This window comes from Streptomyces ardesiacus, assembly GCF_003112575.1.
GTDB classification, from domain to species: domain Bacteria; phylum Actinomycetota; class Actinomycetes; order Streptomycetales; family Streptomycetaceae; genus Streptomyces; species Streptomyces ardesiacus.
Window position 1 is genome coordinate 248,609 of record NZ_BEWC01000002.1, and the last position, 16,166, is coordinate 264,774.

At 70.1% G+C, this 16,166-nt stretch carries 23 protein-coding genes; 19 read left to right on the forward strand and 4 right to left on the reverse strand.

Features of this window, described 5'->3' with window-relative positions; genetic code table 11:
* Window positions 1-44 precede the first annotated feature (44 nt).
* Window positions 45-446 carry a VOC family protein gene (locus tag Sdi02f_RS08075; RefSeq protein ID WP_108933011.1) on the forward strand — a complete coding sequence of 134 codons (402 nt, stop codon included), beginning with the start codon at window positions 45-47 and terminating at the stop codon, window positions 444-446.
* Between the two features lie 10 nt (window positions 447-456).
* Here Sdi02f_RS08075 and Sdi02f_RS08080 read toward each other — a convergent pair whose 3' ends face one another.
* The 3 genes from Sdi02f_RS08080 to Sdi02f_RS08090 form a co-directional block, all read right to left on the reverse strand.
* Window positions 457-1,353 carry an RpnC/YadD family protein gene (locus Sdi02f_RS08080; protein ID WP_108933012.1) on the reverse strand — a complete coding sequence of 299 codons (897 nt, stop codon included), beginning with the start codon at window positions 1,351-1,353 and terminating at the stop codon, window positions 457-459.
* 17 nt (window positions 1,354-1,370) lie between these two features.
* Entirely contained in the window at window positions 1,371-2,240 is an 870-nt protein-coding gene (locus Sdi02f_RS08085) for a helix-turn-helix domain-containing protein (RefSeq protein WP_108933013.1), read from the reverse strand.
* Window positions 2,241-2,488: 248 nt separating this feature from the next.
* Window positions 2,489-2,923 carry an ATP-binding protein gene (locus Sdi02f_RS08090; protein WP_108933014.1) on the reverse strand — a complete coding sequence of 145 codons (435 nt, stop codon included), beginning with the start codon at window positions 2,921-2,923 and terminating at the stop codon, window positions 2,489-2,491.
* A gap of 112 nt (window positions 2,924-3,035) precedes the next feature.
* Between Sdi02f_RS08090 and Sdi02f_RS08095 the strand changes: the two genes are divergently transcribed.
* Both Sdi02f_RS08095 and Sdi02f_RS08100 read left to right on the forward strand, forming a co-directional pair.
* Window positions 3,036-3,884 (forward strand): helix-turn-helix domain-containing protein, encoded by an 849-nt coding sequence (locus Sdi02f_RS08095; protein ID WP_031185276.1) that lies wholly within the window; start codon window positions 3,036-3,038, stop codon window positions 3,882-3,884.
* The gene (locus Sdi02f_RS08100) at window positions 3,881-4,072 is read left to right on the forward strand and encodes a DUF397 domain-containing protein (protein WP_031185277.1); all 192 of its coding nucleotides are present in this window, start codon (window positions 3,881-3,883) and stop codon (window positions 4,070-4,072) included. The genes Sdi02f_RS08095 and Sdi02f_RS08100 overlap by 4 nt, the downstream gene beginning before the upstream one ends.
* On the opposite strand, the gene Sdi02f_RS08105 is transcribed toward Sdi02f_RS08100, so the two are convergent.
* Window positions 4,023-4,940 carry a helix-turn-helix transcriptional regulator gene (locus Sdi02f_RS08105; protein ID WP_174843320.1) on the reverse strand — a complete coding sequence of 306 codons (918 nt, stop codon included), beginning with the start codon at window positions 4,938-4,940 and terminating at the stop codon, window positions 4,023-4,025. The two genes, Sdi02f_RS08100 and Sdi02f_RS08105, sit on opposite strands and share 50 nt — an antisense overlap.
* Window positions 4,941-5,017: 77 nt before the next feature.
* Here Sdi02f_RS08105 and Sdi02f_RS08110 point away from each other — a divergent pair, with 77 nt between their 5' ends.
* The 16 genes from Sdi02f_RS08110 to rplB all read left to right on the forward strand — a co-directional run bounded on the left by Sdi02f_RS08110 (window position 5,018) and on the right by rplB (window position 16,159).
* Window positions 5,018-5,785 (forward strand): SDR family oxidoreductase, encoded by a 768-nt coding sequence (locus Sdi02f_RS08110; protein ID WP_030400211.1) that lies wholly within the window; start codon window positions 5,018-5,020, stop codon window positions 5,783-5,785.
* A 1-nt stretch (window position 5,786) separates the two neighbouring features.
* Window positions 5,787-5,999 carry a 4-oxalocrotonate tautomerase family protein gene (locus tag Sdi02f_RS08115; RefSeq protein ID WP_030400212.1) on the forward strand — a complete coding sequence of 71 codons (213 nt, stop codon included), beginning with the start codon at window positions 5,787-5,789 and terminating at the stop codon, window positions 5,997-5,999.
* Between the two features lie 289 nt (window positions 6,000-6,288).
* On the forward strand, window positions 6,289-7,647 hold the full coding sequence (gene gdhA, locus Sdi02f_RS08120) for an NADP-specific glutamate dehydrogenase (protein WP_030400213.1): 1,359 nt from the start codon (window positions 6,289-6,291) through the stop codon (window positions 7,645-7,647).
* A gap of 103 nt (window positions 7,648-7,750) precedes the next feature.
* Window positions 7,751-8,083: a cupin domain-containing protein gene (locus tag Sdi02f_RS08125; RefSeq protein ID WP_030400214.1), complete on the forward strand. Its 333-nt coding sequence runs from the start codon at window positions 7,751-7,753 to the stop codon at window positions 8,081-8,083.
* A 297-nt stretch (window positions 8,084-8,380) separates the two neighbouring features.
* Entirely contained in the window at window positions 8,381-9,478 is a 1,098-nt protein-coding gene (locus Sdi02f_RS08130) for an acyltransferase family protein (RefSeq protein ID WP_245962163.1), read from the forward strand.
* 70 nt (window positions 9,479-9,548) lie between these two features.
* Window positions 9,549-10,196 (forward strand): hypothetical protein, encoded by a 648-nt coding sequence (locus Sdi02f_RS08135; RefSeq protein WP_053638575.1) that lies wholly within the window; start codon window positions 9,549-9,551, stop codon window positions 10,194-10,196.
* 15 nt (window positions 10,197-10,211) lie between these two features.
* Complete coding sequence (locus Sdi02f_RS08140) at window positions 10,212-10,544, forward strand: hypothetical protein (RefSeq protein ID WP_037824520.1); 333 nt, start codon at window positions 10,212-10,214, stop codon at window positions 10,542-10,544.
* 128 nt (window positions 10,545-10,672) lie between these two features.
* Window positions 10,673-10,882, forward strand: a complete 210-nt coding sequence (locus Sdi02f_RS36830) for a hypothetical protein (protein ID WP_368668280.1) — start codon at window positions 10,673-10,675, stop codon at window positions 10,880-10,882.
* 172 nt (window positions 10,883-11,054) lie between these two features.
* Window positions 11,055-11,525 carry a hypothetical protein gene (locus Sdi02f_RS08150; protein ID WP_108933016.1) on the forward strand — a complete coding sequence of 157 codons (471 nt, stop codon included), beginning with the start codon at window positions 11,055-11,057 and terminating at the stop codon, window positions 11,523-11,525.
* A gap of 242 nt (window positions 11,526-11,767) precedes the next feature.
* Window positions 11,768-12,283 (forward strand): hypothetical protein, encoded by a 516-nt coding sequence (locus tag Sdi02f_RS08155; RefSeq protein ID WP_108933017.1) that lies wholly within the window; start codon window positions 11,768-11,770, stop codon window positions 12,281-12,283.
* A gap of 42 nt (window positions 12,284-12,325) precedes the next feature.
* Window positions 12,326-12,823, forward strand: coding sequence for a hypothetical protein (locus Sdi02f_RS08160; protein ID WP_108933018.1), 498 nt, complete (start codon window positions 12,326-12,328; stop codon window positions 12,821-12,823).
* Window positions 12,824-13,227: 404 nt separating this feature from the next.
* A complete protein-coding gene (gene rpsJ / locus Sdi02f_RS08165) occupies window positions 13,228-13,536 on the forward strand; it encodes a 30S ribosomal protein S10 (protein WP_003948644.1) in 309 nt (102 codons plus the stop codon).
* 17 nt (window positions 13,537-13,553) lie between these two features.
* Entirely contained in the window at window positions 13,554-14,198 is a 645-nt protein-coding gene (rplC, locus tag Sdi02f_RS08170) for a 50S ribosomal protein L3 (protein ID WP_030400223.1), read from the forward strand.
* Window positions 14,199-14,206: 8 nt separating this feature from the next.
* Window positions 14,207-14,863, forward strand: a complete 657-nt coding sequence (gene rplD, locus Sdi02f_RS08175) for a 50S ribosomal protein L4 (RefSeq protein WP_030400224.1) — start codon at window positions 14,207-14,209, stop codon at window positions 14,861-14,863.
* Window positions 14,863-15,282, forward strand: a complete 420-nt coding sequence (gene rplW / locus Sdi02f_RS08180; protein ID WP_007443985.1) for a 50S ribosomal protein L23 — start codon at window positions 14,863-14,865, stop codon at window positions 15,280-15,282. Before rplD ends, rplW begins: the two co-directional genes overlap by 1 nt.
* Before the next feature lie 40 nt (window positions 15,283-15,322).
* On the forward strand, window positions 15,323-16,159 hold the full coding sequence (gene rplB, locus Sdi02f_RS08185) for a 50S ribosomal protein L2 (protein ID WP_030400225.1): 837 nt from the start codon (window positions 15,323-15,325) through the stop codon (window positions 16,157-16,159).
* The last annotated feature ends 7 nt before the right edge of the window (window positions 16,160-16,166 follow it).

A 16,166-nucleotide genomic window follows, 5' to 3' on the forward strand; every position in this document is an offset into this window, starting at 1 on the left:
CGACCAGGACCGAACCTGTCCTGGTCACGCTCTACGGTCCTCCCATGACGACAACGGAGAACACCCCCGAGACCACGCTCCCGGCCTTCCGCTACTCGGCCGTCACCTTCGACTGCTCCGACCCCGTCGAGCTCGCCCGCTTCTGGGGCGACGTCCTCGGCCTCTCCGTCACCTTCCAGACGGACGACTTCTGTTTCCTCGGCGGCAAGGACGGCGCCCCCGGCCTCGGCTTCAACCGCCTCCCCGACTACCGCCCGCCGACCTGGCCGGGCACCGACCAGGAGAAGCAGGCCCACATCGACGTCGGCACCGACGACCTGGACGCGGGGGAGGCCCGGCTGCTCGCCCTGGGCGCGGTGAAGCCCGACTTCCAGCCCCAGCCGGACCGCTGGCGCGTGCTGCTGGATCCGGCGGGGCACCCGTTCTGCGTCACCACGCTGGCGTGAGCCGGGAGGGCTACTCGCCCTCGAAGACGTCCTCGGCGGTGGGCGCGGTGACGGCTCGTGCGAGCCAGTGGCGGAGCACCTCGGGGTCGCCGCACTCCGTCACGCGCCTACGGATGTCGTCGGAGACGGCCAGACCGCGCTGTTCGAGGACCAGCAGGACGTCCTGGGCACCCTGCTGGACGCGGCCTTGTTCACGGCCCTGTTCGCGGCCTTCGTCGCGGATCTCTTCGGAGATGTACGACTTGTAGAAGGAGAGGTCCACGGCCACCAGATTCCTCCAGAGGTGCCTGACCGGGCGGTTGCCCAGCCCGTGTGCGGTGAATTCGACGATGGGGGCGGCGATGTCTTCGGGCACGTCCCGCAATGCGGTGGACAGGGCCTTCAGTATCGCATTGACGACCGGCTCCGCAGCATGTGTGATGGCCGCCAGACTGGCCAGGACGAGGTCGGCCCGGGCCTCGTCCGGCTCCGTGATCACCGGCATGTTGTGGGGGCCGGCGACCAGGGGGCGCAGAGTAAGGGTGGGCAACTCGGGCGGTCCGCTGGTCACGGCCCGCTGCGCCCATCTCGCCGTGGCGTGGTCCTGGCAGACGACCAGGAGCGCTGCGGGCAGCCGGTACTTCGTCCACAGGTACGAGACGTAGTACGCCCAGCTCGCCGGCTTGTCAGGGTCCTTCCTTCCCTGGGCCTCGACCGCGAGGAGGAACGGCCCCCGCTCCTCGGTTTCGAAGCGCAGGAGCGTGTCCACCCGGCGCTCGACGGGGCTGGCCTCGGTGAGGTCGGTCGGCAGCGCCGTCGCCCCGGTGGGCCTGGGAAGGTCGACTCCGAGGAAGTGCGTGACGCGGCTGAACAATCCCGGGTCGTGCTGGAAGATGCGGTGCATCGCCTCGTGGGGCGGACTGACCATGGGGTTCCTTGCTTCGGTTACGGGAGGGCGGTTGCGCGGCAGTCGCGGCAGCGGTCTTCGGTCTCGGGGGCGCGGAAGCCGCGGTCGCAGCCGTCGCAGTTGCGCACCTCGTACCGCCGTGGTGGCGGACCGGCCGGCGTTCTGAGCGGCGGCGGGGGCGGCAGCCGGTCGGCGAGTCGGTGGGCCAGAAGGGCGGCCGGGCGGCGAAGGGGCTCGTCGGGGAGCCCGTCGCTCAGGGCGTGGCGTACGGCGCGGGTGCCGACGTCACGCTCCAGCCAGGCCGCGACGCCCGGTGCCAGGTGGGCCGTCTCGGCCGCGGACAGCAGCAGCCGTGGGTCGCGTCGTCGCAGGTCGGTCAGGAGGTCGAGGGCCGCCTCAAGGAGGCCGGGGGCGGTGCTGCTCGGGCGCGGTACCGCGGGCAGCGCCTTGGGCGCCGTACGACGCGGTGGTGCGGGCGTGCGCTTCGCGGGCGGGCACCCCGTGTCGGCCGGTTCGCGGCGGCGGCCCGCCTGCGGCTGGTTGCAGGAGACGGTGCGGGTGACGATGCGGCCGGTCTCCGTGCGGTGGCGCTCGCGGCGCAGGTAGCCGTGGGCCTCCAGTTCGCGCAGGGCGGCGGCGATACGGGTCGGGCCTTCCGGGAAGCGGGCGGCGAGCGACTTGATGTCGGCGCCCGCACCGGTCGGCAGCGACTGGAGGTGGCAGCTCAGACCGATCGCCAGGAGCGACAGTTCCTTGTGCTGGACCAGGTGGCTGCCGATCACCACGAAGCCGGTGGTGTGGCGGACGTTGTCGTGGGTGAGGCCGCAGCCGTGGCGACGCGTACGGGACGGATTGTCAGCAGGGGCTGACTCGGCGCGCGGGGGCGCGCTAGTGTTTTGGGTATCCATCGGGAAGTTCCTTGGGTATTGCTTCCTTGGTGGTTAGGCCCTCGTCCGGGATGCCAGTCCCAGCGGGGGCCGATGTCTTTTCGGTTGTTTGCGCTGAGAGTAGGGGAGTTGGGGACCCTGAAATCCAGCCGAGCCGGTGATGTTCACCCGCCCGGGTGATGACGCGCTCCGGGCGGGAGGGGTGGGGCTTGGCGGGGGTCATTCTCCCGGGTTCTTTGTCTTGGTAGGGCACCGGCGGCACCGGAACCTCAGGACGTGGGTTCCGGTGCCGTACAGCGCAGTTCCGCCCAGACCGTCTTGCGCGGGAAGCGTCCCTCGGTCACTCCCCAGCGGTGCGCCAGCGCCTCCACCAGGAGCAGGCCACGGCCCGATTCGGCGTCGGAGGCCGGCTTCCGGGGGGCGGGAAGTTCCTGGCCCCGGGTGTCGGTGACCTCGATGCGGAGGATGTCGCCGACGACGTAGAGGGCGAGCCGGAAATCGCGGCCGGGGACGCGCCCGTGGTCCGCCGCGTTGTTGGCCAGCTCGGCGACGAGGAGGCGCGCCGGGTCCAGGGGCAGGCCCCAGGCGCGGAGCTGTTCGGTCGCGAGTAGGCGGGCGAGGCGGGCGCCGCGTGGCGTGGGGGAGAGCTGGACGCCGAAGGTGCGGATGGACGCGGTGAGTTCGGTGGTGGATTCCTGATTCACGTCACTCAGCGTGGCGGTGTGTGCGTACCGTGAGAAGTGACTCAGCAGGTACGTACGGTGACTGTCCGGTGCTTGTCCAGTGGTGTCGGTGCTGTCGGGGAAGGGGTGGGGGATGCCGGTCGAGACGGACGAGTCGGGGTGGGAGGTCGACCCCGACGACGAGTGGGGCGTCGCGGTCATCACCACGGTGGGGCGGCAGTTGAAGCTCCGGCGCGAGGCGGCGGGCCTGCGGGCCGGCGACTTCGGGGTGGCGGTCGGGTACGGCGAGGACCTGGTCTACAAGGTCGAGGGCGGCAAGCGGATTCCCCGGCAGGAGTATCTGGACAGGGCCGACGAGGTGCTGGGAGCCGGTGGGCTCATCTCGGCGGCGTGGGAGGACGTGAAGAAGGTCCGGTACCCGAAGAAGGTCCGGGAGCTGGGGAAGTTGGAGGGCAAGGCCGTCGAGATCGGCATCTACGAGTGCAACAGCGTCCACGGGCTCTTGCAGACGCCGGAGCACGCTCGCGCGCTGATGGAGGCGGCCCAACCGCCGTACTCCGCAGACGACGTACAGCGCATGGTGGCTGCCCGCCTGGCTCGACAGTCGGTCTTCGAACGCGATCCGGCACCGTCGATCCACTTCGTCCTGGAAGAGGCGCCGCTGCGACGGCCGGTTGGCGGCACAATGGTGTGGCGGCAGCAGCTCGAACGCCTGTTGGAGGTGGGATCGTTGAACCACGTCTCGCTTCAGGTGATGCCGACGAACACTGACGCCCACCCGGGTGTGGACGGCAAGATCGAGCTACTGAAGTTTCCGGACGGCACGGCGGTGGGGCGTAGCGATGGTGCGTTCAACGGTCGGCCGACTGCTGAGCCCAGGGAACTGCGCATCCTCGAGCTGCGGTATGGCACCATCCGGGCGCAGGCTCTCCCACCGAGAGAGTCACGCGCCTTCATCGAAGAACTGCTGGGAGAAACATGATCCGCGAGACCGAACTGGTGTGGTTCAAGAGCAGCTACAGCAGCGGTACGGACGGCAACTCCTGCGTCGAGTTGGCCCTCACCCCCGGCACCGTCCACGTCCGCGACTCCAAGACCGCCGACGGACCGCGCCTCACGCTCACCCCCGCCGCCTGGGCGACGTTCCTGCCGTACGCGTCGCAGCGCTGACCGTCGGCTCGACGACCTCCTGCGTGCCGACCACCGACAGCAGCTCCAGCAACCCCGCGCTGTCCGTCCCCACCGCCGGAGTGAACCAGAGGAGCCGCTGACGCCCGTCTTCGCTGAAGAGGTGGAGGCAGTTGACCTCGATCAGGCCCAGCGTGGGATGGACGAGGCGCTTGCGGTCCTCGCGCCGTCGGAAGGCCACGTCGTGGTCGGCCCACAGCGCGGCGAACTCGGGGGAGACGCGGAGCAGCGTGCGGATCAGCGCGCCGGCCTCCGCGTCGTCCGCGTCCCTGCGCCCGGCGGCGGCCCGCAGGTCGGCGACGAAGGAGCGGGACTTCTCCTCGTGGTCGTCCTCCGGGTACAGGCGCCGGGCGTCGGGTTCGGTGAACCACCGGTGGACGAGGCTGGCCCGGGGCCCCCGGAAGCCGGAGTGGTCCCCGAGCAGCGCCACCGCCAGCGGATTCTGTACGAGGGTGACGTGCAGGTCGGTGATCACCTGCGCCGGGGTCGAGTCCAGTCGCCCCAGCAGGTCCAGCATGCCGGGGTGGACGTGCGACGCGGCCCCGCCCTGCACGGGCACCGGCCGGTCGGCGATCCGGTACAGGTAGTCCCGCTCGTCGCCGGACAGCCGCAGCGCACGCGCCAGCGCGGCGAGCATCTGCTCGGACGGCTGGGACCCGGCGCCGCGCTCCAGCTCGTTGTAGTAGTCCACGGACGCCCCGGCGAGATGGGCGACCTCCTCGCGGCGCAGCCCCGGCACGCGGCGGCGCGGCCCGGCCGGGAGCCCGACGTCGGCCGGGCGGATCCGCTCCCGCCGCGACCGCAGGAACGCTCCCAGCTCGGCGTACTTCACAGCGCTCATGCCGTTCATTGTGCGCCGGGCCGGGCCCGTGACCCAGGGGACGGCATCCCCTGGCTGCGCGGGGCGGCCGGGTCCATCGTGGACCCATGACCACGAACGCGAACACCACCACCGATACGCCGGCGGGCCCCCGCACGGCGATCGTGACCGGCGGCTCGCGCGGCATCGGCCGGGCCGTGTCGCGCAAGCTCGCCGAGGACGGCCTGGCCGTCGTCGTGAACTACGCCCGGGACGCCTCGGCCGCCGACGAGACCGTGGCGGCGATCACCGGGGCCGGCGGACGTGCCGTCGCCGTACGGGCCGACGTGGCGGAGGAGAAGGAGACCGCCGCGCTGTTCGACCGGGCGGAGCAGGAGTACGGCGGCGTCGACGTCGTCGTGAACTCGGCCGGCCGCATGAGCCTGTCGACCATCGCCGACCTGGACCTGTCCGACCTGGACGCCATGCACCGCACCAACATCCGCGGCACCTTCGTCGTCGCGCGGGAGGCGGCCCGCCGCCTGCGGGCCGGGGGCTCCTTCGTGGGCTTCTCGACGTCCGTCGTCGGCACGCAGTTCCCGACCTACGGCGCGTACGCGGCGAGCAAGGGCGCCGTGGAGGCGATGACGATGATCCTGGCGCGGGAGGTGCGCGGGCGGGACATCACCGTCAACACGGTCGCCCCCGGTCCGACGGCCACGGACCTGTTCCTCACCGGCAAGACCGAGGAACAGATCGACCGGCTCGCCAAGACCCCGCCCCTGGAGCGACTGGGCACCCCCGAGGACATCGCCGAGGTGGTCGCCTTCCTGTCCAGCCCCGCCGGGCACTGGGTGAACGGCCAGATTCTGCGCGCCAACGGAGGAATGATCTGAGATGCCTTTTGCCCACTTCAAGGTCCCCGCGCACACGCTCACGGCCGAGGACAAGAAGAAGATCATCGAGCGCACCACCGACCTCTACGCGGAGATCTACGGCGAACGGGCCCGCCCCACGACCGTCGTCCTCGTCGACGAGGTGCCCGACGGCGGCTGGGGCGTCGCGGGCAACGTCCTCACCGCCGAGATGCTCAACGGCGGGGGAGACTGACGCCACGCCCCCGGATGGTGGCGCTCCGTGCTCACTATCACCCGTTATGCGAAAACTGGGTCTCACATAGTGGTCGCACCCTGCGCCGGGTGCTGGCGTGGATGTTTACATGCGCGTAACACTTAAGTGTCCCGCGCGCGGCAACGGCGCCGAGCGCCCACCACCGGACCCGACCGGACAGGCGTGCCACCCCCGTGCACGACGCGGGTGCACCCAGCGCATCCCGTGGACGTGTGCACCCGCGCCCCCGTCCGGTCTCCGGTGTCCAGCCGTGCCAGAAAGGGCCCCCGTGACGACGCGAAGCGAGACGCAGACCACCCTCGACCACCTGCTCACCGAGATCGAGCACCGCAACCCGGCCCAGCCCGAGTTCCACCAGGCAGCCCACGAGGTCCTGGAAACCCTCGCCCCGGTGATCGCGTCCCGCCCCGAGTACGCGGAGCCGGGCCTCATCGAGCGCCTGGTCGAGCCGGAGCGCCAGGTGATCTTCCGGGTGCCGTGGCAGGACGACCAGGGCCGGGTCCACGTCAACCGGGGCTTCCGCGTCGAGTTCAACAGCGCGCTGGGCCCGTACAAGGGCGGTCTGCGCTTCCACCCGTCCGTCAACCTGGGCGTCATCAAGTTCCTGGGCTTCGAGCAGATCTTCAAGAACGCGCTGACCGGCCTCGGCATCGGCGGCGGCAAGGGCGGCAGCGACTTCGACCCGCACGGGCGCAGCGACGCGGAGGTCATGCGGTTCTGCCAGTCCTTCATGACGGAGCTGTACCGGCACATCGGCGAGCACACCGACGTCCCGGCCGGTGACATCGGCGTCGGCGGCCGGGAGATCGGCTACCTCTTCGGCCAGTACCGCCGGATCACCAACCGCTGGGAGGCCGGTGTCCTCACCGGCAAGGGCGCGGGCTGGGGCGGCTCGCTGATCCGCCCGGAGGCGACCGGCTACGGCAACGTGCTCTTCGCGGCGGCGATGCTGCGCGAGCGCGGCGAGGACCTGGAGGGCCAGACCGCGGTCGTCTCGGGCTCCGGCAACGTGGCGATCTACACCATCGAGAAGCTGACCGCCCTCGGCGCCAACGCCGTCACCTGCTCGGACTCCTCCGGCTACGTCGTCGACGAGAAGGGCATCGACCTCGACCTGCTCAAGCAGATCAAGGAGGTCGAGCGCGGCCGGGTCGACGCGTACGCCGAGCGCCGGGGCGCCTCGGCCCGCTTCGTCGCCGGCGGCAGCGTCTGGGACGTCCCCGCCGACCTGGCCCTCCCGTCGGCCACGCAGAACGAGCTGGACGAGAAGGACGCCGAGACCCTGATCCGCAACGGCGTGAAGGCGGTCTCCGAGGGCGCGAACATGCCGGCGACCCTCGAGGCCGTCCACCTCCTCCAGAAGGCCGGTGTCGCCTTCGGCCCCGGCAAGGCGGCCAACGCGGGCGGCGTCGCGGTCAGCGCGCTGGAGATGGCGCAGAACCACGCCCGTACGTCGTGGACGTCGCAGCGCGTGGAGGAGGAGCTGGCGTCGATCATGACCAGCATCCACACCACCTGCCACGACACCGCCGAGCGCTACGGCGCCCCCGGCGACTACGTCACCGGTGCGAACATCGCCGGCTTCGAGCGGGTGGCCGACGCGATGCTGGCGCAGGGCGTCATCTGACGGACGTGTCCGCGAGCACGTGCGTGGGTGAGGACGTGCGTGGGTGAGGTGTGCCCCGTATGGCCCTGGTGGCCGTCCGGGGCGCACGGCGACACTGGCGCCCATGCGGAAACTCTCCCTCGACGCCCTCGCCCGCGAACACCTCGAACGCGCCGCCGCCTCCTCCAGCGGCCGCAGCGCCACCACGGTCCACGGCGGCCACGAACTGGTGCTGCGCCAGACCCTGCTCGCCCTGACCGCCGGTACGACCCTCGCCGAGCACGAGAACCCCGGTGAGGCGACCGTCCAGGTTCTGCGCGGGCGGGTCCGCCTCACCAGCGGCGACGACTCCTGGGACGGCCGCACGGGCGACCTCGTCCTGATCCCCCCGGCCCGCCACGGCCTGGAGGCGCTGGAGGACTCGGTGGTGCTGCTGACGGTCGCGAAGCGCGACTGAGTCCTCCGGGCAGGGCGTCGCCGGGGCGTCGGCTGAACCGGAAGCGAACGGTCCGCGAACAGGTCGCGGAGTCCGGGCGGCGGTTGGCCGAACCCCCTACCGTTCGGGTGAGCACTGTTCTTGTCTGTTCGAATGGTGCGCGCAGTGGACAACGGAACATCGGTGCGAGAGGGGACGGAGGCCCGGCCGGAACAAGCCCGGGGCGGGCCGGGGCAAACCCAGGGCCGTCCGGGACAGGCCGAGGGCCGTCCGGGACAAGCCCGGGGCCGGCTGAGAGAACCGCTCCCGCCGCTCGCCGTGCCACCGTCGTCGGACCCCGCCCCCGCGGGCCGCAAGCGCACGGGCGGCCGGCTGTACGTCCTCGACGGCATCCGCCTGCTGGCCGCCCTGATGGTGGCCGCGCACCACTACGCCGGCACCTGGCGCACCGACCAGCCCGGGAACCTGATCTGGGACCGCCCGGTGTCCGAGATCATGCCCACGGTCTTCCGCCTCGCGTCCTACGGCTGGATAGGCGTCGAGATCTTCTTCGTCATCAGCGGCTTCGTGATCTGCATGTCCTGCTGGGGCCGCACCCCGCGCCAGTTCTTCGTCTCCCGGGTGATCCGGCTCTACCCGGCGTACTGGTTCGCGGTCCTGTTCACCACGGCCGTGCTGGTCGCCGTACCCGGCGTGTGGGAGCGGCTGCAACCGCGCGAGGTGCTGCTCAACCTGACCATGCTCCAGGCCGGTTCCGGCGTGCCCAACGTCGACGGCGTCTACTGGACCCTCTGGTCCGAGCTGCGCTTCTATCTCCTCTTCCTGGTCGTCGTCGCGATGGGCCTGACCTACCGCAGGGTCGTGGTCTTCTGCTGCGTGTGGGGCGCGGTCGCGATGCTCGCGCCGGCCGCCGGCCTGCCCCTGCTCGAACTGGTCGCCAACCCGGACGGCGCCTGGTACTTCATCGCCGGTCTCGCCCTCTACCTCATGCACCGCTTCGGCCAGGACCTGCTCCTGTGGGGCATCCTCGCCATGGCGTGGCTGATGGGGCAGATGGAGCTGGGCAAGCGCATCGAGGAGGTCGAGCACGTCTCCGGCTGGCGCGGCAGCGTGGCGATCTTCACCGTCTTCCTGCTCCTCATGGTCGCCGTCGCGCTCGGACACACCGACCGGATCCGCTGGAAGTGGCTGGTCACGGCGGGCGCCATGACGTACCCCCTCTACCTGGTCCACTACGCCGCCGGCACGTCCCTCATCGCCCGCCTCCGCGACACGACGGACGCCCGCCTGCTGGTCGTCGCGGTGATCACGGCCTTCCTGCTGCTGAGCTACCTGATCCACCGCTGGGTGGAACGCCCCGTGTCGCGCATGCTGAAGAAGGGCCTGGACGCGTCGTTCGCGCGGCTTCGCGAGTGACGGGCCCGTCGATCGGTGGGACCATGTCGGAACACCGGTGCGAGTGACGAACGGGGAGGCCGGGCGCGACATGGCCCGTTACACGGAGGCTCTGACCGTCGAGCGGGGCGGTTTCCGGATCAAGGTCCCGGAGTCCTGGTGGGAGTTCGACGTACGCCCGGAGTCCCGGGACGACTCCATCCGCCGCATGGTCGACGACCGCGTCCGCCGGTACCCGGAGCTGGCCCCCTCCCGCTCCGCCTACGTCACCTTCCTCCAGAAGGCGGCGTCCGACGCGTGGAAGTCGGGCGCGCTGTACTGCGGTTGCATGGCGGAGAGCTTCGGCGGCGACACCCCGATCACCGGCTCGGTCACCGTCTCCCTGGTCGGCGGCCGCACGTCCTCCGGGGACCCGCTCCCCACCGACCCGGCCGCCGTCGCGGGCCAGTTGGCCGTCAAGGAGGCGAGGAAACCCGGCGACTCCTGGCGCAAGGTCACCACCGTCGACATCCCCGGCGTGGGCCCCGCCGCCCGCACCCAGGGCGTGGAGGACGTCCCGGTCCCGGGCGACGCCCTCAACCGCACGGTCCGCGCGGTGCTGATGCAGACCTACATCCCCGTCCCCGGCCAGGAGGGCAAGGTCGCCCTGGTGGCGGGCAGCAGCCAGGTCCTGGACCTGGCGGACTCCTTCTTCGACATCTTCGACGCGATCACGTCCACGTTCCGGTTCGTGGGCTGAGGGGGCGGGGGAGCGGTGACCGCGGAGTTCGTCCTCGACCTGGACGAGGGAATGCTGGAGTACTTCCGGGACATGGCCGACGTACTCGTGGACCGCTGCGGCATCTCCCGCCCGGAGGCGGTGGCGAGGATCAACCGCCAGTACGCGGACCTGGAGATCGCCCCGTACCCGGACCTCATGTGCCACGAGGCACCGGAGTTCTGGGCCCTGTCCGCCTACTACGGCCGCGGCGACCACCTGCTCCCCCCGACCGGCGACCCGGACGCCGACGCCCACATCGACTTCTCCCGCCTGCCGGTCCATCCGGCACCTGCCCGGGACTCGCGCTTCTGGACGCTGCCGCAGTGACCGCGGCGCGGCGCGAGGGCGTGGGTGACGAGCCCGCGACAGTCGGTCAGGCACTCACGCCGGAGGCAGAGGCGGCTTCGTGACCCACGCGTCGCGGAGCTGACGGCAGGAGAGTCTTTCCTCAGCGGGTGCGCACGCTCGCGAAGACGCTGCACGACTCCGCCGGCGACGTCTCGGAGGCCTTGCGTCTGGTGAAGGGCATGGCCGGGGAGTCGGCCCTGGCCGAGTGGGCGGGGAAGTCGGCGACGGTCTTCAAGGACGAGTCCTCGGGTGTGCCGAAGAACTTGAGGAAGCTGGAGAAGCCGTACGGGTGCGGCGACGCGCTCGCGGACTTCTAGCCGAAGCTGGAGCGGGCGCAGGCGTTGGCGGACCGGGCGCCGGCGAAGGCGAGGGAAGCCGCCAGAACCTGTCCTCGGCGCAGTCGAAGCTGTCCTCGGCGGACGCGTCGCATAACGTCATGGACCGATCGCCACATGCAAAGACTGAACATGGGAGGAGGAGAAGACGGTCATGGCGTTCGAGTGGGACTGGGAAAGTGGCGATGGGCTGCTGGGTATCGACGACCCCGCCGAGGTGGATGCGGCATTCGACCGCGGTGAGTCCTGGCTCGGGACGGCGGTGATCGGGCTGGCCTTCAACTGTTCCCTGGAGGAGGCATCGCCTCGAATCGTCCGGGCGACGCAGTTGGAGGACGTCGCACAGCGGGGATTCGCCTTCACGGCGGCGGGCACCGCGGCGCGACTCAATGGCGCGCTGACCCCGGAACTGTACGCCGTGCTGCGGGCGGAAGGTCACGGCCGCAGAAGCATCGCCGTGAACGCCATCGACGACACCTTGACCTTCGTGCCGTTCAGGCAACTGCCCCTGTGGTTCAAGTGGCGGGAGATCGTGTCGCGGGTACAGGACAAACTGGAGACTCGGCGGCTGGAGGCCACGTACGCGGTCAGCGACCTGTGGAATGCCTTGCGTCGACGGCGCTGACGGGACGTCGCCGGACCGCCTGCTGACGGCGGCGTCACCGGTCACGGGGGAGGGCGAGGGGTGGTGTTCCGGCGGGTCCGGTCCCCGCCTCGGCCGGTGGTGAATGCAGGTTGTCCGCGCGTACTTCCGCAGCGAGACTCGGTGATTCAACGCATGGTCGGCCAATGTCAGAAACTCGTGAGGAGCGCGGTAGTGGCCGGTTGGACCGACATGGCCTCGCGCGGACACGGAAGCACGAATTAATGGTTGACGTCAGCGCGGAAGTGGGTCAGCTGGCCGGGCTCGACGAGCTCACGGGACGGGCGGCGGCGGCCGTTCTCGACGCTGCGGGCTGGATGGGCGAGCGCAGGAATCCGGCGAAGGAGTGGGCGACGACGTGGCGGCGAGCCGACGCCCATGCGTGGATCCAGGGCGACGGGCCCTCGGTGCAGGTGGAGTTCACACTCTGGCACCGAGACGTCGATGAGGAGTGGTCGGATCCGGACACTTACATCGACGAGCTCCACGATGCGGCCACCGCAGAGCTGCCGAACCTTGTTGCCCAGTTGGAAGCCGGTGTCTTCGGGGGACGGTCGCAGAGCGTCGAAGAGGACCTGACCGACGGCGCGGACTACATCGACCACACCGCGTGGCGCATCCTGGACAAGGTCGTCCTGGCCGCAGTCAAGCACGACGACACGGACGCGCCGGTGCGGCTGGTCGTGGTCGTGCGCGACGGCTCGGCCGACGCTCAGGACGACGACGGAGAGTGGTTGTAGCGGAGCCCGGCGGATACTCGTGCACCTGATCATGGCGGGAACATGGACGGGCGCCGCTTCGATGCCGTCGTGGCCATCGCGCCCCAGGTGCACCGCTTCTACCGTGCGGAGAAGCCGGAGCCGACGGAACACGTACGGCTGACGTATCCCGCCTACGCCTGCGAATTCTCCGGAGAGGAAAGCGTGGACGAGGCGGTCACGCGCTACCGCATGCTCGGGTTGACGGACCTGGACCGGGCGCCGGTGCCGTTCCTCAGAATGAGGTTCGCCAACACGCGTACCCGTGGCCGGAGCACCAACAAGGGAGGTGGCCTCACCGACCCGCAGCGCCTGCTCGGCGAATTGCGAGCCATCGGGGGCGTTCGTCGAGACCCGCCACGGCACGGTGTGGCGCGTCGAGTGGCACGGCGCCTGGTACCTGGCGGACTGGACCACGCAGAACGGCGCACGCGAGAGATAGGCATCAAGGAGCTGATCCAGTTCGCTGTGGCACGACTGCACCGGCCCCACAGCGGCGAACCGGAATCCGGAAGTGCCTGAGTTTGATCTCCGCCACCCCCGGGGTATTCTCTCCGGCCCGATTGGCCACCCCGATGCCCCGTATGGCAGACTAGCGGGGTTGCTCGGTCGAGTGCCGATGCTGCGCGCCTCCCGCCGGGGGGACCGGAAGCGAGTCCCACAGTACTCGTCGTCCCTGTTCAGGGGCGGACGTACGGGAATCTTCCGGGAAGCGTCAGCGGGGTGCCGGCCAGGCGCCCGGTGGGCCTCTCGCCCCCGGTCCGCGGTTCCGGAAGGGCCCGCACTCCCCGGCAGGGAAGTCCTGAAAAGGGACATCTGTGTCAGCGGGAGCGCGACACGCCCGACCGCGTGGGTCGGAGGGGGAGCGGAATGGACAAGGACCACCGGGTCCAGAGCGTTACGAGAGACAGGACTACTGAGTAGCCATGGCGGGACAGAAGATCCGCATCCGGCTCAAGGCCTACGACCACGAGGTCATCGACTCCTCGGCGAAGAAGATCGTCGAGACGGTGACCCGCACTGGTGCGTCGGTCGCGGGCCCGGTGCCGCTGCCCACTGAGAAGAACGTGTACTGCGTCATCAAGTCGCCGCACAAGTACAAGGACTCGCGCGAGCACTTCGAGATGCGCACGCACAAGCGCCTGATCGACATCCTCGACCCGACCCCCAAGACCGTTGACTCTCTGATGCGACTCGACCTCCCGGCCGGTGTCGACATCGAGATCAAGCTCTGAAGGCCGGTGATCTGAGAATGGCTAAGCAGATCAAGGGCATCCTGGGCGAGAAGCTCGGCATGACGCAGGTGTGGGACGCGAACAACCGCGTTGTTCCGGTCACCGTCGTCAAGGCCGGCCCCAACGTCGTCACCCAGGTCCGCACGAACGACGTCGACGGCTACGAGTCCGTCCAGATCGCGTTCGGCGAGATCGACCCGCGCAAGGTGAACAAGCCCCTCAAGGGCCACTTCGCCAAGGCCGACGTCACTCCCCGCCGCCACCTCGTCGAGATCCGTACGGCCGACGCCGCCGAGTACACCCTCGGTCAGGAAGTCACCGCCGAGGTCTTCGAGGCCGGCATCAAGGTGGACGTGACCGGCAAGAGCAAGGGCAAGGGCTTCGCCGGTGTCATGAAGCGTCACAACTTCAAGGGCCTCGGCGCCGGACACGGCACCCAGCGCAAGCACCGCTCGCCCGGTTCCATCGGTGGCTGCGCCACCCCGGGCCGCGTGTTCAAGGGCCTCCGCATGGCCGGCCGCATGGGCAACGAGCGGGTCACCACCCAGAACCTGACCGTCCACGCCGTTGACGCGGAGAAGGGTCTGCTGCTCATCAAGGGCGCGGTTCCCGGTCCGAACGGCGGCCTCGTCCTGGTCCGCACCGCGGCCAAGGGGGCCTGAGGTAACCGATGAGCACTGTTGACATCCTTTCGCCGGCCGGCGAGAAGACCGGAAGCGTCGAGCTGCCCGAGGGCATCTTCGGCGTGGAGAAGGTCAGCATTCCGCTGATCCACCAGGTCGTCGTCGCGCAGCTGGCCGCTGCCCGCCAGGGCACGCACAAGACCAAGACCCGCGGCGAGGTCCGTGGTGGCGGCAAGAAGCCGTACCGCCAGAAGGGCACCGGCCGCGCCCGTCAGGGTTCGACCCGTGCGCCGCAGTTCGCCGGCGGTGGCGTCGTCCACGGCCCGCAGCCGCGTGACTACTCGCAGCGGACCCCGAAGAAGATGAAGGCCGCGGCCCTGCGCCACGCCCTCACCGACCGGGCCCGCCACAACCGCATCCACGTCGTCACCGGCGTCATCGAGGGCGAGACCCCGTCCACGAAGGCCGCCCGGACGCTGTTCGGCAAGATCTCGGAGCGCAAGAACCTGCTCCTGGTCGCCGACCGCACCGACGAGGCCGCGTGGCTGTCCGCCCGCAACCTGCCCCAGATCCACATCCTGGAGCCGGGCCAGCTGAACACGTACGACGTTCTCGTCTCGGACGACGTGGTCTTCACCCAGGCCGCCTTCGAGTCCTTCGTGTCCGGCCCGAAGGCCAATGACACCGAAGGGAGCGAGGCCTGATGGCTACGCGTCACCCGAGCATCGCCTCCAAGGCGGCCAAGGCCGCCAAGGCCGCGCGCGTCGCCAAGGCGCGCCGCCACGAGGCCGAGGGCAAGAACACCGTCGTCACCCCGGCCAGCAAGGCGTTCACGGACCCCCGTGACGTGCTGCTGAAGCCGGTCGTGTCCGAGAAGAGCTACGCGCTCCTCGACGAGAACAAGTACACGTTCATCGTCGCGCCGGGCTCCAACAAGACCCAGATCAAGGAGGCCGTCCAGGCGGTCTTCTCGGTCAAGGTCACCGGGGTCAACACGATCAACCGCCAGGGCAAGCGGAAGCGGACCCGCACGGGCTTCGGCAAGCGTGCCGACAGCAAGCGCGCGATCGTGACCCTCGCCGAGGGCGACCGTATCGACATCTTCGGCGGTCCGACCTCCTGACGGAGGTCCGGATCGTCCGGAATCGGACGAGGACTGAGAAATGGGAATCCGCAAGTACAAGCCGACGACGCCGGGCCGCCGTGGCTCCTCCGTCGCCGACTTCGTCGAGGTCACGCGGTCCACGCCGGAGAAGTCGCTGGTCCGCCCCCTGCACAGCAAGGGCGGCCGTAACAACGCCGGTCGTGTGACCGTTCGCCACCAGGGTGGCGGACACAAGCGCGCCTACCGCGTCATCGACTTCCGTCGGCACGACAAGGACGGCGTGCCGGCGAAGGTCGCGCACATCGAGTACGACCCCAACCGCACCGCGCGCATCGCGCTGCTGCACTACGCCGACGGCGAGAAGCGCTACATCCTCGCCCCGCGCAACCTGCAGCAGGGCGACCGCGTCGAGAACGGTCCCGGGGCCGACATCAAGCCGGGCAACAACCTGGCGCTCCGCAACATCCCGGTCGGTACCACGATCCACGCGATCGAGCTCCGTCCCGGTGGCGGCGCCAAGTTCGCCCGCTCCGCCGGTGCCTCCGTGCAGCTGCTCGCGAAGGAGGGCTCGATGGCCCACCTGCGCATGCCGTCCGGAGAGATCCGCCTGGTCGACCAGCGCTGCCGCGCCACGGTCGGCGAGGTCGGCAACGCCGAGCAGAGCAACATCAACTGGGGCAAGGCGGGCCGCAAGCGGTGGCTGGGCGTTCGCCCGACCGTCCGTGGTGTGGTCATGAACCCGGTGGACCACCCGCACGGTGGTGGTGAGGGCCGGACCTCCGGTGGTCGTCACCCCGTGTCCCCGTGGGGCAAGAAGGAAGGCCGTACTCGTTCGCCCAAGAAGGCGTCGAACAAGTACATCGTCCGCCGCCGCAAGACGAACAAGAAGCGCTAAGGACGGG

Bases quoted from the DNA above. Each gene is read 5' to 3' on its own strand.
- Sdi02f_RS08075 (WP_108933011.1), top strand. From the start codon at position 45: ATGACGACAACGGAGAACACCCCCGAGACCACGCTCCCGGCCTTCCGC.
- Sdi02f_RS08080 (WP_108933012.1), bottom strand. From the start codon at position 1,353: ATGGTCAGTCCGCCCCACGAGGCGATGCACCGCATCTTCCAGCACGAC.
- Sdi02f_RS08085 (WP_108933013.1), bottom strand. From the start codon at position 2,240: ATGGATACCCAAAACACTAGCGCGCCCCCGCGCGCCGAGTCAGCCCCT.
- Sdi02f_RS08095 (WP_031185276.1), top strand. From the start codon at position 3,036: ATGCCGGTCGAGACGGACGAGTCGGGGTGGGAGGTCGACCCCGACGAC.
- Sdi02f_RS08100 (WP_031185277.1), top strand. From the start codon at position 3,881: ATGATCCGCGAGACCGAACTGGTGTGGTTCAAGAGCAGCTACAGCAGC.
- Sdi02f_RS08105 (WP_174843320.1), bottom strand. From the start codon at position 4,940: ATGAACGGCATGAGCGCTGTGAAGTACGCCGAGCTGGGAGCGTTCCTG.
- Sdi02f_RS08110 (WP_030400211.1), top strand. From the start codon at position 5,018: ATGACCACGAACGCGAACACCACCACCGATACGCCGGCGGGCCCCCGC.
- Sdi02f_RS08115 (WP_030400212.1), top strand. From the start codon at position 5,787: ATGCCTTTTGCCCACTTCAAGGTCCCCGCGCACACGCTCACGGCCGAG.
- Sdi02f_RS08125 (WP_030400214.1), top strand. From the start codon at position 7,751: ATGCGGAAACTCTCCCTCGACGCCCTCGCCCGCGAACACCTCGAACGC.
- Sdi02f_RS08135 (WP_053638575.1), top strand. From the start codon at position 9,549: ATGGCCCGTTACACGGAGGCTCTGACCGTCGAGCGGGGCGGTTTCCGG.
- Sdi02f_RS08150 (WP_108933016.1), top strand. From the start codon at position 11,055: ATGGCGTTCGAGTGGGACTGGGAAAGTGGCGATGGGCTGCTGGGTATC.
- Sdi02f_RS08155 (WP_108933017.1), top strand. From the start codon at position 11,768: ATGGTTGACGTCAGCGCGGAAGTGGGTCAGCTGGCCGGGCTCGACGAG.
- Sdi02f_RS08160 (WP_108933018.1), top strand. From the start codon at position 12,326: ATGGACGGGCGCCGCTTCGATGCCGTCGTGGCCATCGCGCCCCAGGTG.
- rpsJ (WP_003948644.1), top strand. From the start codon at position 13,228: ATGGCGGGACAGAAGATCCGCATCCGGCTCAAGGCCTACGACCACGAG.
- rplC (WP_030400223.1), top strand. From the start codon at position 13,554: ATGGCTAAGCAGATCAAGGGCATCCTGGGCGAGAAGCTCGGCATGACG.
- rplD (WP_030400224.1), top strand. From the start codon at position 14,207: ATGAGCACTGTTGACATCCTTTCGCCGGCCGGCGAGAAGACCGGAAGC.
- rplW (WP_007443985.1), top strand. From the start codon at position 14,863: ATGGCTACGCGTCACCCGAGCATCGCCTCCAAGGCGGCCAAGGCCGCC.
- rplB (WP_030400225.1), top strand. From the start codon at position 15,323: ATGGGAATCCGCAAGTACAAGCCGACGACGCCGGGCCGCCGTGGCTCC.